Source organism: Novosphingobium sp. BL-S-19, assembly GCF_055521675.1.
Genome location: NZ_CM145497.1, coordinates 1,894,896 through 1,910,543, shown reverse-complemented (window position 1 = coordinate 1,910,543; position 15,648 = coordinate 1,894,896). Strand labels below are relative to the sequence as shown.

General features: G+C 62.0%; 18 protein-coding genes. 7 read left to right on the top strand and 11 right to left on the bottom strand.

The features are described 5' to 3' along the window. The first annotated feature begins 243 nt into the window (after positions 1-243). The 4 genes from ACZ1JV_RS08085 (at position 244) to ACZ1JV_RS08070 (ending at position 6,611) form a co-directional block, all read left to right on the top strand. Positions 244-819 (top strand): RNA polymerase sigma factor, encoded by a 576-nt coding sequence (locus ACZ1JV_RS08085; RefSeq protein WP_465149061.1) that lies wholly within the window; start codon positions 244-246, stop codon positions 817-819. A gap of 28 nt (positions 820-847) precedes the next feature. Next, positions 848-1,807 carry a FecR family protein gene (locus ACZ1JV_RS08080; RefSeq protein ID WP_465139107.1) on the top strand — a complete coding sequence of 320 codons (960 nt, stop codon included), beginning with the start codon at positions 848-850 and terminating at the stop codon, positions 1,805-1,807. Positions 1,808-1,950: 143 nt separating this feature from the next. Next, positions 1,951-4,455, top strand: a complete 2,505-nt coding sequence (locus ACZ1JV_RS08075; RefSeq protein WP_465139108.1) for a TonB-dependent receptor domain-containing protein — start codon at positions 1,951-1,953, stop codon at positions 4,453-4,455. 5 nt (positions 4,456-4,460) lie between these two features. Next, positions 4,461-6,611 carry an Atxe2 family lasso peptide isopeptidase gene (locus ACZ1JV_RS08070; protein WP_465139109.1) on the top strand — a complete coding sequence of 717 codons (2,151 nt, stop codon included), beginning with the start codon at positions 4,461-4,463 and terminating at the stop codon, positions 6,609-6,611. Here the strand turns inward: ACZ1JV_RS08070 and ACZ1JV_RS08065 are convergent. The 7 genes from ACZ1JV_RS08065 to ACZ1JV_RS08035 form a co-directional block, all read right to left on the bottom strand. Beyond that, a complete protein-coding gene (locus tag ACZ1JV_RS08065; protein WP_465139110.1) occupies positions 6,598-8,283 on the bottom strand; it encodes an asparagine synthase-related protein in 1,686 nt (561 codons plus the stop codon). The two genes, ACZ1JV_RS08070 and ACZ1JV_RS08065, sit on opposite strands and share 14 nt — an antisense overlap. Before the next feature lie 56 nt (positions 8,284-8,339). Then, positions 8,340-9,011: a lasso peptide biosynthesis B2 protein gene (locus tag ACZ1JV_RS08060; protein WP_465139111.1), complete on the bottom strand. Its 672-nt coding sequence runs from the start codon at positions 9,009-9,011 to the stop codon at positions 8,340-8,342. 65 nt (positions 9,012-9,076) lie between these two features. Then, on the bottom strand, positions 9,077-9,196 hold the full coding sequence (locus tag ACZ1JV_RS08055; RefSeq protein ID WP_465139112.1) for a benenodin family lasso peptide: 120 nt from the start codon (positions 9,194-9,196) through the stop codon (positions 9,077-9,079). A 100-nt stretch (positions 9,197-9,296) separates the two neighbouring features. Next, complete coding sequence (locus tag ACZ1JV_RS08050; RefSeq protein ID WP_465139113.1) at positions 9,297-9,896, bottom strand: GntR family transcriptional regulator; 600 nt, start codon at positions 9,894-9,896, stop codon at positions 9,297-9,299. Positions 9,897-10,046: 150 nt separating this feature from the next. After that, a complete protein-coding gene (locus tag ACZ1JV_RS08045) occupies positions 10,047-10,301 on the bottom strand; it encodes a hypothetical protein (protein ID WP_465139114.1) in 255 nt (84 codons plus the stop codon). Beyond that, positions 10,262-10,609: an acyl-homoserine-lactone synthase gene (locus ACZ1JV_RS08040; RefSeq protein ID WP_465149793.1), complete on the bottom strand. Its 348-nt coding sequence runs from the start codon at positions 10,607-10,609 to the stop codon at positions 10,262-10,264. The genes ACZ1JV_RS08045 and ACZ1JV_RS08040 overlap by 40 nt, the downstream gene beginning before the upstream one ends. A 111-nt stretch (positions 10,610-10,720) precedes the next feature. Then, entirely contained in the window at positions 10,721-11,494 is a 774-nt protein-coding gene (locus tag ACZ1JV_RS08035) for a LuxR family transcriptional regulator (RefSeq protein WP_465139116.1), read from the bottom strand. Positions 11,495-11,670: 176 nt separating this feature from the next. Here ACZ1JV_RS08035 and ACZ1JV_RS08030 point away from each other — a divergent pair, with 176 nt between their 5' ends. Next, positions 11,671-12,009, top strand: a complete 339-nt coding sequence (locus tag ACZ1JV_RS08030; RefSeq protein WP_465149060.1) for a transcriptional regulator domain-containing protein — start codon at positions 11,671-11,673, stop codon at positions 12,007-12,009. Next, positions 11,975-12,484 carry a DNA -binding domain-containing protein gene (locus ACZ1JV_RS08025; RefSeq protein ID WP_465139118.1) on the top strand — a complete coding sequence of 170 codons (510 nt, stop codon included), beginning with the start codon at positions 11,975-11,977 and terminating at the stop codon, positions 12,482-12,484. Before ACZ1JV_RS08030 ends, ACZ1JV_RS08025 begins: the two co-directional genes overlap by 35 nt. A 35-nt stretch (positions 12,485-12,519) precedes the next feature. On the opposite strand, the gene ACZ1JV_RS08020 is transcribed toward ACZ1JV_RS08025, so the two are convergent. The 4 genes from ACZ1JV_RS08020 to ACZ1JV_RS08005 all read right to left on the bottom strand — a co-directional run bounded on the left by ACZ1JV_RS08020 (position 12,520) and on the right by ACZ1JV_RS08005 (position 15,329). Next, a complete protein-coding gene (locus tag ACZ1JV_RS08020; protein ID WP_465139119.1) occupies positions 12,520-13,020 on the bottom strand; it encodes a Ros/MucR family transcriptional regulator in 501 nt (166 codons plus the stop codon). Positions 13,021-13,304: 284 nt separating this feature from the next. Continuing rightward, positions 13,305-13,823 (bottom strand): lipocalin family protein, encoded by a 519-nt coding sequence (locus ACZ1JV_RS08015; protein WP_465139120.1) that lies wholly within the window; start codon positions 13,821-13,823, stop codon positions 13,305-13,307. Positions 13,824-14,181: 358 nt separating this feature from the next. Next, positions 14,182-14,583, bottom strand: coding sequence for a hypothetical protein (locus ACZ1JV_RS08010; protein WP_465139121.1), 402 nt, complete (start codon positions 14,581-14,583; stop codon positions 14,182-14,184). Between the two features lie 68 nt (positions 14,584-14,651). Continuing rightward, positions 14,652-15,329 (bottom strand): heavy metal-binding domain-containing protein, encoded by a 678-nt coding sequence (locus ACZ1JV_RS08005; RefSeq protein WP_465139122.1) that lies wholly within the window; start codon positions 15,327-15,329, stop codon positions 14,652-14,654. Positions 15,330-15,426: 97 nt separating this feature from the next. Between ACZ1JV_RS08005 and ACZ1JV_RS08000 the strand changes: the two genes are divergently transcribed. Next, entirely contained in the window at positions 15,427-15,618 is a 192-nt protein-coding gene (locus ACZ1JV_RS08000) for a DUF6771 family protein (RefSeq protein ID WP_465139123.1), read from the top strand. Positions 15,619-15,648: the final 30 nt, after the last annotated feature.

The window sequence follows — 15,648 nt, the reverse complement described above, 5'->3', positions numbered from 1 at the left end:
GCAAAGGGCGTGAAGGCGAACCAACTGCCTTGCAGGAATAATCGCTCGGTGCGTGCATCCGGGCCGCTGGTGTGAATGTCCAGGCCTCAGGCTAAAGACGCCGGTAATCGATTCCAAGTGTTGGCCCCGCCCGGCGTTCGCCGTGCGGTCTCCGGCTGGAGAGTTGCCCGTGGATTTGGGCAAGATGAGCGCGCCCTTGATGCGCGCAGTCGAAACCTGTTTCGTGACAGGTGGGGCGATTTCATGCGCCTGAATATTGATGAGGATTGTCTGCCAAGGATCGCGGACGGTGACCCTTTGCCACCTGAAGATCGGGTTCAATTCCCGAAAGGAAACTGGATCGACCGGCTCTACCGTTCCCATCGCGCCAAGCTTGTGCGCTTTGCAATGCTGCACACCCAGCCTGATCGCGCTCCGGACATCGTCCAGCAGCTGTTCGCGCGGCTGGCGGCACGGGGGCAGGCAAATCCGTTGGAGGTGGAGGCGCCCGACGCATACTTGCGCCAGGCGACGATCAATCTGATCCGGAGCGAGGCGCGTTACGACCGGCGTCGCTGTGCAAACCTCCATGTGTGTTCGGATGATGTCCCGATCGCCGACGTTGATGGCGTCGCTTCATCCGAAGCGCGCGACATGCTTGCCCGGCTAGAGGCGATCATGGCGGAACTGGCGCCACGCACGCGCGAAATCTTCCTCGCTCACCGCTTCGATGGCTTCACCTACGGAGAGATTGCGGCGCGGACGGGGCTGAGCGTAAAGACCGTCGAGAAGCACATGAGCCGGGCGATCGGGCATATCACTCGAAGGCTCGAGCCATGATGCCGGGCAGGAAATCAATGGGGATGGAATGAGCCTCGAGCAGGAAGCCGACGACTGGTTCATTCGGATGCGGCGATCGGACGCAGAAAGCTTCCGCGCCGAGTTCGATGAATGGCGTGCTTTTCCCGCGCATGCAGAGGCATATGATCGCAGGGTGCGGTCATTCGACACGACCATGTTTCTTGCCAGCACCGGCACTGTCCGCAACAGGGATCTTGGTATCGCGACACCTTGGCTGTTGCGAACTTCATACCGAAAATACGCGGCAGCTGCCGCCGGCGTCATACTCCTGGGGGTGCTTGTTCCCGTCCTCAAGCATCGCAGTTGGGACGTGCCGGACGCGGTATCCCGAATGGAGGTGGCTTCGCTGGAGGAGCCCCCGCGGCATGTATCTCTTCCGGACGGGTCGACGGTAATCCTGGACCGGGGTGCGCGGATGCAGATTTCCTTCGATGGGCAGCAGCGGCGTTTGCGGTTGCTTGCCGGGAGGGCCCGCTTCTCCGTGGCACACGAAAAGGCGCGGCCATTCGTCGTTGAGGCAGGGGCGGGGAGGGTAATTGCCCACGGTACACTCTTTGACGTGGAACTTGCGCAGACTGTTGTGAGGGTCACTCTGCTACAGGGCGCTGTCGAAGTGCGCGATGCCGGCGGCGGGCATGGTCGCAAGCGTGAAGAACTGGCAGCCGGCCGGAGCATCGCGATCGAAGGCGGTTCTGTCGGAGACGCCACGCCGATCGTCGTTGCCGATAGCCAGTGGCCCAACGACATGCTTGTTCTCGACGGAGTGGAAATCGGTCAGGCCGTTGCTGCCTTCAACCGCACTGCTCCCACTCCTGTCCTCTACGAGGCATCATCGACCCATCCCATGAAAGTCACCGGCGCCTTCAGGCGATCGGATCCGGAAAGCTTTGCTCGGCAACTGGCAGGCACCTTCGGTCTTGGCTTCGAAACGCGCGCGGACGGCAGTTTTGCGATTGTGGGAGCATGACCTGCGGGCTTGCAAAAAAAATTTCTCACGAAGCGTAGGGTGTTTCTTCAAGGACGGCGCTTCGCCTCCGAAGGGTTCTGCTGAGAGCAGTCCTCGGGGACGGAGGTACACAAGTGCGTTATCACCTACTGGCGTGCTGCAGTATGACTGCGGCCGCAACGATGATCTGTGCGCCGGCTGCTGCGAAAGCCGATACGAGGGTCGAGGTCCATCTTCCGGCGCAAGCGCTGTCCGCATCACTGCGCGACATTGGGCGCATTTTTGGCCGCAATGTCAGCGCCGATGATGCGGTCGTCAGCGATCGGCTTGCAGGCGCCGTTGATGGCAACCTGACCTTTGAGGAAGCGATCGCCTCTGTCCTTGCGGGCACAGGTCTGAAGTTCAGTCCATCTGGCGGCGGCGTGATCGTCAGCAAGCGTGCCGCAAGCGATGCCGATGATAGCGGCATTGTCGTGACGGGATCGCGCATCCGCGGCGCCCCGGTGGCCTCGGTACAGCTGACTTACGGACGGGAAGGGATGCGCGATGCCGGGCAGTCGAGCGCGGCCGACGTCATCCGCGCCATTCCGCAGAACTTCTCCGGCGGTCAGAATCCCGGCATTGGCGGCAATGTAACCGGCGGCAAGAGCGCCGACATGGGAGGCGGCGCTTCCATCAACTTGCGCGGGCTCGGCAGCGATGCCACGCTGACATTGCTCGATGGCCGCCGCATGAGCTTCGATGCGGCCATCCAGAGTGTCGATGTTTCGGCGATACCGTTCGGCGCCATCGAACGGCTCGATGTGGTGCCTGACGGTTCCTCGGCCTTGTTCGGTTCGGATGCGGTGGCGGGGGTCGCCAACATCATCCTACGCCGCAATTTCGACGGCCTCGAGACAACGGCGCGGATCGGAAGTTCGACCGATGGCGGCAATTTCCAGCAGCAGTACGGAGCGACGTTCGGTCAGGTCTGGTCGTCCGGCAGCGCGATGGTTTCCGCCGAATATGGAAGCAATTCCGGCATCTGGTCGAGCCAGCGCTCCTATCTGCAGAACCGGTCACCAGGGCTCGAAGTCTATCCGGCCATGCGCCATCACAATGCGGCGATCACGGTGCAGCAGGAACTGGCGCCCGGCCTGACCTTCGATCTCGACGGCATCTACAACAAGCGGCGGCGCGAGCAGACGATGCCGCTCAATGCCGCGGGTGACCTTTCTGTGAGCCGGTACGACTTGTTGCAGAAAGCCGAGTCCTGGGCGGTCGCTCCTTCGCTTCGGCTTGAACTACCCGCCGACTGGGAAGTCACGCTGGGAGGAAGCTACGGCTGGAACAGGGTCTACTACGAGGGGACCTTCACTTATGGCACCTCGGCGTCGAACGCCGGTTACGGGTTTTATCGCAACGAGACCGCCAACGTCGAGCTGAGCGGCAACGGCAAGCTTGTCGATCTGCCGGCGGGACCGCTGAAGGTCGCGCTTGGCGGCGGCTTTCGCCAGGACAAGTTCGTTCGCAAAACCTACCGCGGCCTGACCGAGCATGTCGACGAGACGCGCGACAGCTATTACGCCTTCGGCGAGCTCAGCATTCCGGTCATCGCGCCGGTTCAGCAATCAGCCTTGGGCAAAAGCCTCGATCTGAGTCTCGCTGCGCGCTACGAGCATTATTCCAACGTCGGCTCGGTCACCACACCAAAGCTGGGCCTCATTTACGCGCCGCTGTCCGCTGTCACGCTCAAGGCCAGCTGGGGCAAGTCCTTCCGCGCGCCGACCTTCTACGAGCAGTACATGCCGATGCCCGGCTATCTCTACAGCGCCGCCACCTTCGGCGGCACGACGGGAACGGCCATCTATGTTGTCGGCGGCAATCCCGATCTCAAGCCCGAGCGCTCGACCAACTGGTCGGCGACCATGGCCTTGCATCCGGCGGCGCTGGACGGAGCGGAACTCGAGGTAAGCTATTTCAACAATCGCTACCGGAACCGGATTGTCACGCCGATGGCCTATCCCCGGCTGGCTCTGACCAATCCAGCCTACGCGGATTACGTGACGCTCAATCCCGATGCCGCGACGCAGGCCTCGGTCATCGACCGACTGGTGTCGTTCACGAACGCGACGACGTCAGCCTACGATCCCGCCAGTGTCGTCGCAATCATCGACAATTCCAACATCAACGCCGGGCGGCAGAACATCTACGGTATCGATGTCCTGGGACGCTATAGCTTCGATCTCGCCGAAGGTCGGCTGACCGCCGCGATCAACGGCAGCTATATCCACAGTGAGCAGCAGATCCAGGCGGGGCAGGCCTTCACCCGGCTCGCGGGTACCCTATTCAATCCGCCGCATTTCCGCGGGCGCGGCGAGCTCGGCTGGGCGAGGGGAGGCATCACGCTCACCGCTGCTGTCAATTATATCGGCTCGGTGGAGGACAAGCGTACTGCAACCCCGGTGAACGTTGCGAGCATGGCACCGGTCGATTTCACGGTGCGGTACCGAACGGGCGAGGAACATGGCCTGCTTGCCGGCATCGACGTGGTCTTCTCGTTGCAGAACGCCTTCAACGACAAGCCTGATACGATCGCCACGAGCAGTTACATGGACCCGCCCTACGACAGCACGAACTACTCGCCTTTCGGGCGCGTCGTCAGCCTGACGGTCACCAAGAAATGGTGAGGACGATGACCAGCCTGCTCGCGCTTGCCATCGCGAGCTTTGCTGCAGAGCCGGCGCTCGCTTCCTGCGAAGACGTGTTGCCGGCCCAAGCCCAGGCAGCAGCGAACGAGCATCGCGACGTATCGCCCGAGGACCTTGTCCGGGTCCGCGGGATCGGCTTTCCGGATGCCATATCCGGAAAGGTCTCGCCGTTCGCGCTTTCGCCGGACGGACGGCGTCTCGCCTTCGTGGTGACGCGCAGTGAGCCCACCAACAACACGATCTGCAGTGCGCTTGTGGTTGTGCCGGTGGATGGAAGGAATGTCCGCAGCCGGGGGCCAGCGCGTGTAGTGGAAATCGGAGGCGCTCTCCCTTTGTCGAGAGGCGTCTATCGCGGTCTCTACATCACTTCGGGTGTCTCCGAACTGATAACTCCAGTCTGGTCGCCCGACGGCAAGAGCATCGCCTTTCGCAAGAAGGTGGACGGTGTGACGCAGATCTACCTCGCGAAAGCCGATGGCAGTGAAGCTGTTGCCGCGACGCATTCCGAGATCGATGTCGAAGATTTCTCCTGGTCGCCCGACGGGTCGCAATTAACCTACCTCGCCAGGCCAGGAGAGCTCGAGTCTAGACGCCGGACGGAGGAGGCTGGTCGCTCCGGATGGCTCTATGACTCGAGCATTCTCCCCAACGAGTCCTGGGATCCACGCGCCTGGGTTCAGGACATTCCGCCCGTGGCGTTCACGGTCGAACTCCTGAGCGGTGCGACGAGGGCGGCAAGCGAGGACGAACGCTTGCGCGTGATCCCCGCGCCCGCTGTCGGGGGCTTCTATGAGGTGGAAGAGCGCGCGGCAAACGGCGCGTCGGCATGGACCGAGCGCGTGGGCGCCAATCCGGGAAGCGATCAGAGGCTTTGGGCTGTGCTTCCCGGAAGTGAGAAGCAGCCTTGCTCGCAGGCAGAATGTGCTGGACGCATCGTTCAGAGCTGGTGGGACAGCGCGGGTACTTCTTTGGTGTTCCTGCGCCGCCAAGGGTGGAATAACGAAGAATGGGCGCTCTATCGCTGGACGCCGGGGGCAGGCCGCGTGAGTTTGATCACGCGTACGCTGGATGCTCTCACCGGATGCCTCCTCGCGGGACGCGAACTGGTCTGCGGCCGGGAGAATGCCGTTACGCCCCGGCGTGTCGTTGCGATCGATCTGAAGTCAGGCAAGAGCCGCACCGTGTTCGATCCCAATCCCGAATTTGCCCGGTTCAGGCTGGGCAAGGTTCAGCGGCTGCGCTGGACCAACGATCGCGGGCTACCTGCCTGGGCGGACCTCGTGCTGCCGCCGGGCTATGATGGGAAGTCGCGGCTGCCCCTGGTCATCACACAATACCACAGCATGGGATTCCTGCGCGGTGGCACCGGGGATGACTATCCGGTCTTCCCGCTTGCCGCCAAAGGCTTCGCTGTCCTGAGCTTCGAACGCCCGCCGAGCGTGTCGACGATAACCCCCGGCGTGACGGATTGGGACGAGGCCCTGACCGCACAGTTCAAGGACTGGGCAGAGCGGCGCAGCATCTTCTCCGCGCTGGATCGCGGTGTCGATAAGGCCGTCGCGACGGGTTTCGTCGATCCTGACCGGATCGGCATCAGCGGGCTCAGCGACGGGGCTTCGACGATCGAATTCGCGCTCGTCAATTCGCGGCGCTTCGCTGCGGCCGCGATGAGCACCTGCTGCGACGACATGCTGAGTTCGATGGTGCTGGGCGGCTTCGCGTGGGGCGATCACAACATCAAGATCGGTTTACCGCCATCGGTAGACAACGATCGCGACTATTGGCGGCCGGTGTCGCTTTCGGTGAACGCGCGCAAGATCGACACGCCGATCCTCATGCAGCTTGCCGATCGGGAAAGCCATCTGGCCCTTCCTGCGTTCGGAGCCCTTCGGGAAGCCGGCAAACCCGCCGAGATGTTCGTCTATCCCGACGAGTACCACGACAAGTGGCAGCCTGCGCACCGTCTGGCGGTCTACCGGCGCAGTATCGACTGGTTCGCCTATTGGCTCCAGGGACGGCGCGATCCCGATCCGGCGAAGCGGGACCAATATGCACGCTGGGACAAGCTTCGCGCGGCACGGGATGCTGGAAATGGCGCCGCCAAAGGTACGGCCCGTGCGGCTAACTCGCCATGATCCCCCGCGCCCAGGATTCCGCGTCGACCAGTTGCAGGATCCGCCCGTAGATCGTTCCCTTCAGGCGCTCCGTGTCCCTTAGCGCTCTGGCGAGTGCGGCCGTGTCGATCACGCCCGCGCTCGCCAGAACACCGTCAAGAAGATGCTCGGTCATGGCTTTCCTGTTCCTCTCAAGGAGCCCGAACAGGAAGCTTTCGGGATTGCCTTTGCCATGTCGCCACGCGACTACGGGCGGCAGGACGCTCTCGAAGGCGCTCCGTACCGCTGCGCGGTTGTTGCCACGTGCAAACCAGTGCCAACTGGGAATGGCGAGGCAATGCTCGATCAGGGGCTGGGTCACCAGCGGAGCTATGCAGTTCATTTTGGTGCCGTGTGGGCCATCTTCGACGTAGCCTTGTGCGGCAATAAGGATTGCAATGTGGGCACCGCGCCCCGGGAGCGCGTCATCGGGCGGCAAGAGCCAGGGATGGCTCTCGTTTTCGGTTGCTTGTGGTTGAAAGTCCCGCGCCAGCAGGCGGGTGTCCGCTTGCAACTTGTAGGGGCGAGGTCCCGCCCATGCGCGTCGCCGCGCTTTCCAGCCGATCCGCCAGCGCGACACTCCTGCCAGCTGCCCGATATCGCCGCATACCCTGCGGAAATGGCGCAGCCCGCCCGGATCCATGAGGCAGTCGGCGGCGAACGATACGGAACGCAGTGAGCAGAACACATTATCGCCCCCGCCGCCGTCGATAATGCCGTCGCATTCCAGTTCTTCGGCCACCTGCGAGGCCATCTCGAAGGCCAATTGCTGATAACCTCTCGCTACCGCCCGGGGCGTGCGTGCAGCACCGATGCGCGTGAAGTCGTATTCGGGGACCGCCATTGGTCGTTCCACGAGCCGGCGATCGATGTGTCCGGCAACCCTGCGGGCAAAGTCCCTTTCGTCGCCGCCATGATCCCGTGTTGCCAGGTTGAGGCAGGAGAAGCTGCGCCCGTCGGCGGCAAGGCTCGCAGCAAGGACCGAGGAATCGAGCCCACCTGAAAGCATCAGGAGAGGATTGGAGAGCCGCGAAGTCTGCGTGGCGACCGAAGCTATGCAAAGCTGTCGAAGTCGGCGCGTGGCATCCTCGAGATCGTCGATACTGCGCCTCGCCGTGACGAAGGACCAAGGCGACCATATATCCTCAAGACGGATCCGGGCTTGCTCTATGAGCAACCGGGATCCGCCCCGGAGCTCCTCGATCCCGTTGAGCGACGTGGTATGAAGGCGCATGTCGGCAAACACCAATTGCCGCCCGATCGCTTCGAAATCGAGGATGAAAGGTTGCCCGTTTGCGGCGCTGATCAGGTCGATATCCGATCCGGCGATTGCACCGGAGCCGGAGCGCATAAACAGGCAGGGCAGGGCGCCGAACGGAGCGCGTACCAATGCAGCGCCGCCCTGAAGTCTTACGATGCCCAGGTAGGCGCCCCAGAACGCCTCGAACAACCTCGTGCCCGCGGATTTGGCAATGGCGCGATGCGCTTCGGCCGAGACCGATTGCAACGCCTGGTGTGTGCCGGACTGATAAAGCGCTCCAAGGATTATCCCATCTTCGCCGAGGTCGGTAATCGATGTCGAACTGCTAGCCGCAACGATCACCTCGGGCGTTTCGAAAACGATTACGAGGTCGTTGGCGGCAGCGGCGGCCAACAATCTTTGGCGTTCAGGCTCTGCAAGCAAAACGCCGGCAAGGAAGCGACCGGACCTCATACGATCAGGATCGGCGTGAACCTGTCCGTCCTCTCGGGGCGCTCGTTGATCAGGGTTCCGCCCACTTGAACCCACGCATGTGCCGCGAATGGGGTCAGGCGTACGCCGAGCACCAGTAGCGGCTTTATTTCGAGGGAAAGCAGGCGATGCGCGATGGCAAGGGACCAGACAAGGCACCGCTCATGCGTGTCGATGAACGCCGATGCCGTTTCGAATGAGCCGGCGACATGGGAGAGTTTGCGCTTGAAGCACGCCTCAGTAATTTCGCTGGCGCAGTCCTCTTGCAAGGATGTCTTGCGCTGCGCCAGATGCGCTATCGTTCCAGCGAGGCCGAGCAGCTTCAACTGCAGCCTGCTCCTCAATATCCAGGAGATGGCGACGAGGCTACCGCGCGCTGTCGAACTCTCGTTTTCGCCAAAGAGCGTGCTCGTGACAGGCGGCGCATTGCACTCGGTAATGGCGCCCACACACTCTCTCGAGATGGTCAGGTTCCCGACCTGCAAGGGCTGCGAAGTGATATCGTGGGCTGGCGGCTCTGCGATGCGCCTGCGAAAATCCGCTTCGATTGCGGGCGAAAGGCAGAAATAGCGATCGGAGGGAAGATCGAGGAAAACGAACCTGTCTTCGGTGATGCAGAAGGACAGGCCGCCGTGCAGTGCAAAGGCCATGACGATGATCCGACAGTCAGGGAATGCCGAAAGGGATGCGTGACCGTATCACGCATCCCTCTTGCTCAGTCTTCGGCGAGACCCATGACCGGATCGCCGATGCTGAGATCCGGATTGAGGCCGCCGTGGCCCTGGGTTTCGATGCTGGCGGTGCCAAGCTCGATCACGTCGTCATTTCGTTCCATGTCACTTCTCCTCGTTCAATCACCGCGGGATTGCGGTAACGAGAAGTTTATGGCGCTCTTGTGAATATATGAAATATATATCGCTAATATAGATCGAATGTTATTTGCGAGATTGGGTGATTTGAAAAATCGAGGTTATTAATTTTGGAACGATTGAGATCCTGGCCTTGTGGTACTCGTGAATTAGCGGTTTAGTCGACCTTGTGCTTTGGCTCAGGGCTATATTGATGGCCCGAATCTCGCCGGCAGTGTCTTCGACTATGCTCGATTCGATCTGGCGAACATAGGCGAGCCGGGCATTGGCCAATGCGACCTGCATGACGATCTCGGCGTTTCGCGATCTCGCCGCAATGGATGCGAACACGTCGGCTGCGTCGACCGGATCCGTCGGGGGACTGAGCGGCCGGTATGATCCCTGGCTCAAGCGCAGGGCGGTTCGCACGAGTTCGTCGTTCCACCGGTAAAGATCGCGCAGGCCGATCTCGGTGACGGCCGGCACGTGAAAGCCGTCGCTCGCGCGCGTTTCGACGAGGCGTTCGCCAGCCAGGCGATGCAGCGCATCGCGGATCGGCGTCGCGCTGCTGTTGAACTCCTGCGCAAGGCGGGCAGGTTCCAGCCGCGCGCCGGGGGCGAGGGAGCCGCATGCCATCGCGTGCTTCAACCTGTCATAGACCCGCTCTCCCGTGGCGCCCGCGTTCATGAGAGCAGCCTCCGGCCAGCGTAGACGAGATACTCGAACCTGTCGTAGGCGTCGCGCCATATCAGTTGATCGCGAAACCGAATTCCTGCTTGTTCCCCGGGGCGGCGGTCAGCTCGCTCGAAATCCTGCCCTGCCTCGCGGGGCAATAGCTCAGTGAACATGGTGCGTGCCCCCATGAACTGCCGGAGCCGGGGCGCAGATGCCGCCGCGCTCGAGCAGGGTCGGGGTGTCCTCATCGATGTCGATGAGCATCGCACCGAGCGTCTTGCCGTCCACGATCTTGGGTGCGCCGAGCGGGCGGCATCGCCAGCCGAAAGCCAGGATCTGGCGCAGCCAGGGCAGATCGGCGACCCCGCTATAGCGTTCTATGCCGTTTGCCAGCGCAAAGGCGACGAGCGCATGCACGAGTTCGTTCCTCGCTTCGCGCCGCTCGGCGGAAGTGGAGCGGCGTTCGAGGCAGAACCGCGTGATTTCCAGGGTCGTGGGACCAGAGGGAATGGCCTCGTCGCACAGGCCGGGAACAGGGTGCCGAGTATATGCGGCCTGGTTGTCGGCAGCAGGCGCGCCGATGCTCGGTGGGCGCCATCCTTGTCGGAAAGCACGATGTACATCGCCGCTTCGTTGTCGAACTGGTCAAGTTCGAACCGGCCGGCAAGGACGGGCAGGTCCCAGCGCAGAAGGTCGATGAAGACGCGCTTGCGAGCCTCGAACATGTTTCGAAGGACGGCGTGCTGGCTTACGTTCGGAGTGTTGGACAGGCAGTGGATCATTGCGGACCTCCTTTGAAAAGGTTCGCAAAACTGCCCTACGAAATTCGCCCGGCGCTATGCACGCTTCCGTGTATAGGGGCCGCACGGCACTTCGGGGTAACTGATCACTCCGCTCCGACATGCGAGGAAAGCCAGCAATGGTCTGTTCAGCGCTCCCAGCCTTCTGCCGGCCTCGTTGAGATGGCGCCGGACCGTCTGATGGCTGATCCCGAGGATTTTGCCGGTCTCCCAATCGGTCTTGCCGGCCATCATCCAGATCAGGCACTCGCGCTGGCGCTCGGTCACCAGCGGAGAGTTGATGCATTGCATCACTTCGGCAAGGCCGACCAGCCGCCGGGCGGCGGCGAAGACTTCCGGCGCGATCAGGCGGGCGAGGATGAGGCCATCCTCGTTGAGCGAACGTCCCGGCGCCGTGGCGAACGTGCACGAGCCCAGGAATTCGCCGGGTACGTTCGAGGGAACGGTAAACCCGTCATAGACCCCATGATGCCGCGCAAGATTGAGGAAGCGTTCGTCGTTGGCACTGTATTCAACGAGTTCTGCCGCTTCGCGCCAGAGGAAGGGATTTTGCGTGCGGCCCGACGCCCGGTGCACGAAATCGCGGCCCACGAAGCCGTTGCGATCGTAAAAGTCGATCCATTCCTTCGGGTAGTTGAGCAGCCGAAAGGCCTGCAATTGACCCGATCCCCAATCTATGTGGTGGCCGATCGCGTAGTAGTCGCAGCCGACATCGCGGGTAATATTGCAGAGAGTGAGGTCCAGACTGCTCAAGTTTTCGGCCGTCTGGATGAGCTCCTTGTATTTCCGGTACGCAAAAGTGACGCCCATGCGCTGACACGGCTCTTCGCGGCGTCTCAAGCCGCCAGGACGCGTCGAGCCGTCCTTTCCGCTTTGGGGCGAAACCGCCTCGGGCCCTCATTCCCTTGGCGATCCGCGATTCTACGTAGCGTGCAAGCTATCGTAGGGTTACCGCGCCGCAATGTGATTTGTGTCACACAACTGTCATGCGTGCAGCGGGTGGGCCGCCCCTATCTATGACGGGCCACGACAGCAACGCGCCGAACTGGCGGGATGCTGCGCAATACCGCCGCCTCGCCAAGCTCGATCGTGCTGCCCTGATGTGGGAATGGCTGCGCCGCGACCCTGCCTACGTGGAATGGTATGCCTGTGCGAGTGAGGCGACCCGGGAAGGGGCTGATGGGGAGGTGACCCGAAAATGGGGACTTCACTTTCGCCGAGAACCCCGCAGTCGGCGCCTGCGGGGCCAAGCTTATCTGGAGCGCGCAACTCGATCCCGGAGCAATTCCGGTGGAGGCGCAGCTTGCACGCGTCGGCGACCCTGATGCCGTCGACCCGCTCTGGTTCCGTTCTTGGTTCAGTTTGGTTGCGGGCCCGGGAGGCTGCGAGCACGTTGCTCTGACGGACGGCAGGTGCCGGATACGGCTCGATGTTCTTGCCGGGACCCTCCAGGATGGGCCGGTCGTCTTACATTACGGCTTGGCGGGCTTGGCTTCCCTGCGCCCCCGGATCCAGCCACTCAGGCGTCTGCTGGCCCTGTGCACTCACAGGCGCTTCGTGCGTTCGCTGTTTCCGCCGGATCCCCGGATGGGGCGCTTCGCAGACGCGCTGCGAGTTGGCGATGCGCTTGCCGAAGGCGCAAGCATCGCGCAGATCGTGGAAGCCTTTTACGGGGCCGAGCGTGCCGGGCGAGACAGCGGATCGGATTCCCTCAAGTCTCGGGTCCGCCGCCTCGTCCGCGATGCACGGTCGATGGCGGCGGGGGAGTACCGATCATTGATGGGCAAGGACATCGGCTGAACGGCCAGGACCGCCGGCTCGCTCTCCGATCGCCCTCAGCCGGCCTTGATGCCAAGCTTGCGCTTGGTCTTGCCTTGGGTTGGGCTTGCCACCTCGCTGTCGGGCTTGTCGGTGAGGGGCATGGGCGTTTCGCCCTGCTTTTTTCTGCCGCCCTTGCTGCCAAGCCCGATGCTGTGTGCCATCTGGGAGCGCTTGGCCGCGTAGTCGGAAGCAACCAGCGGATAGTCGGAAGCAAGCTTCCAGCGCGCGCGGTATTCCTCTGGAGAAAGGCCGTGCTGCGCCATGAGGTGACGCTTCAGCGTCTTCTGCTTCGCCCCGCATTCCAGGCAAGCTACGGCATCGGCCTTGACGGAAGACCTGATGGGGACCGCAGGGACGCGTTCTTCCTCGATTGGCTCCGCCGGCTGCCCGAGCCGGTCGAGCGACCCGTAGACGGCTGCGATGATCTGCGGCAGCTGGTCGGCGGAAACGGCGTTGTTCGTGACATGCGCAGCGACAATGTCGCTCGTCAGCTCCAGTAGAACGTCCTTCATCATTTTAATTTGCTACCCGCGTGAAAATGTGAATCGCACCTGCCGCACGGCAACCACCAATGCGCTCGAAGCGCAAGCTGAAATCGATAATTGAGATCGTTTTCAACAGTATGATGTCGCCGTCTCTATCCGCCCTTGCAGTTCCTTTGTCCGTCTCGCGGCTTTACTGGTAGCCGAACGCCCGTTTCTCATCTGCCTTGATCGGATGGATCATGGTTGTCATGCGGTTCCGGTGCGTGGCTATTAGAACCGCAAAAGTCGTGCCTGCCTGTGCTTGAACAGCTTGGTCAATCCACGAATGCGCTGGCGGGGACGGACGCTCCGCTTTGCTCGGTCCAGATCAGTTTGGACAAGTCGAAGCCCATGGCGGTGGCTGTCCCGAGCATGCCTTCAACGGTTTCCGGGTGCGGGTGTGGTGTCCGCGACAGAACCCAGAGATGATGACGGTCCGGCGTGCCGACGAGCGCGGTCTCGTAATCGGGCGTGATCGCCAGTACCCAGTAGTCGCCCTTGGTGAAGGGAATCCAGCGCAGATACTCGGGCAGGAAACTGACCTTGAGCTTTGCGTTGCTCGCGTCCGTGGCCTCGGCTTTTCCGATTGCTCGGTCGGGTTTTCCATTCTCGTCGAGGAGCCGGTTCTCGACGCGGACGGTGCCGTCCTCGTTCAGCGCGTAATTGGCGGTAATATCGGTTGCCTTGGCATCCTCGTATTTGAGGGGAAGGCGGCAGATTTCGAACCAGGTGCCGAGATATCGGCCGAGATCGAGTTCGGAAACAGCGCGGACATCGGTATTTTGCTCGGACATGGAAAAGACCTCCTTCGCTTCAACCGGTGAAAGCGGGGGAGGGTTCCATGTGCGTCGTCGCGCTGGTGTCGGGACGGATTGGACCGCGAAGAGGCGGGGTAAGGGACGGCGGCGGCTCGGGGGTCGAATGAGCTGCCGCCGTTGCTGGGTTCGGGTCGCACCTTCCAGCCCCTTCTCCCTTTTGGGGAGAAGAGCACTATGACCGGTCGCTGCCCGCGTGCAACCATCAAAAGTGGTTATCGGTCAGTGTTTTATGGGCACTCCTTTGTTGCCCTGCGTAAATTGGGGGACCGGCATTCCTCACGCGCTTGCACGCGGGAGCCAGACAGGCGCGTTCTCCCCTTTCGGGGGGGTGGGTTCAATAAACGCAGATTTTTCGATCGCTGCCCTGGACCCAGCAGGCTGGATCGCGCTTGCTGCGCGTGAACGAGCCTTGTGGAACCATCCTGGCGCCATTGTCGTAGTCGACGATGATCTCGCCGGGCGAGACCTTGTCGGCATAGTAGGCCATGCCTTCGACATCGATAGCAAAGCTGCCGTCTCCATTGCGAGGGTAGAACGTGCAGACTTGCGGCGCATCGCCGTCCAGCACGCATTTGGCCGGGCGGCCGGCGCTGATCGTGCCGCCATTGTAGTCAGCTGCCGGTTTGGCGGGCAAGCCCACGCGCAGGGCATTTCCGTGGCTGTCCTTCACCTGCGCGGAGGCCGGCGAAATCACGAGGCCAAAAGAGGCGAGGGCGGCAATATGAATGGGGCGCATGGGACGATTTCTCGCAGGTCTGGAGGTTTTGGGGAGGGTGCGCCGCAAGTCGGCGGGCGTGCCAGATCCTATGCGGGCACGCTGTCAGGTGTGACATCGCCGGCCAGCCAGCGGCTGATTTCCTGGGCGCGCGCCAGCGATGCCTCGAAAAGCCTGAATTTCTCCAGCACGTCCTCGTCGAGGATGGCCTCGAGATTGCGAATGACGACAGCGGTTCCCTGCATGTTGACCGTGGCCGCATTGTTTGCGGTCGTGCCGTAGTCGACATCGACACCGATGATGCAGTTGGCGCCCATTGCCATCGCCTTGGTGACCAGGATCGAGCGGGCGGTCGCTTCGCCGCTGTTGACCTTCAGTGCCATGCCGGAATTGACGTTGGTCGCGCCGAACATGTCGGAAAACCCCTGGCTGAGTTCGCTGAACATGCCCGTGCCGACCGTCACGTTAGCGGTCACCATGGATTTGATCTTGCAATCGGCGCCGGGCGGGATTTGCGAGATCGTCATCATCGGAAAATCGACGACGTTCGCTGTCATGTAATCCTGGCACTTCTGACGTTCGCCCTTGAGCTGCCAGATGGCAGCCTCGTACTCGCCCTTGCCGCACTTCTCGCAAATTTCCGTGTAGTTGGTTCCGGAGAGGAAGTTCAGGATCTGGGTCTGCTGGTCGCTGTACCGGCGGTTGGGTCCCTTGATGATCCCGCCGCTGGTGATTTCCGCGGCGCAATTTCCGCATGTGTCGCTCATGTAACCCCCTGATTTTGCTAGCAGCGCTCATGTCGCTTGGCGTGACGGCGCGCAAGGGGACTTGCATTGCGTTCCTATTATGTTCTATTTTTGAGTCATGGAGAGACTCGACCCACAGCAGCTATCGGAGGCTATCCTGACCGCGCCGGCCTGGGCGCGGGTCGGGATCACCATGCGCGATGAGCGCATGCGGCTTAAAGCCGCGGCGGAGCTGGCCCAGTCGATCGTGGAAAGGCTCGAGGACTATCCCGGCATCGAGAATCCTGATCAGCTCAATCTGTTTCCATGAGCGAGAAGGGGCGGTGTCGTCGGCGGTCAC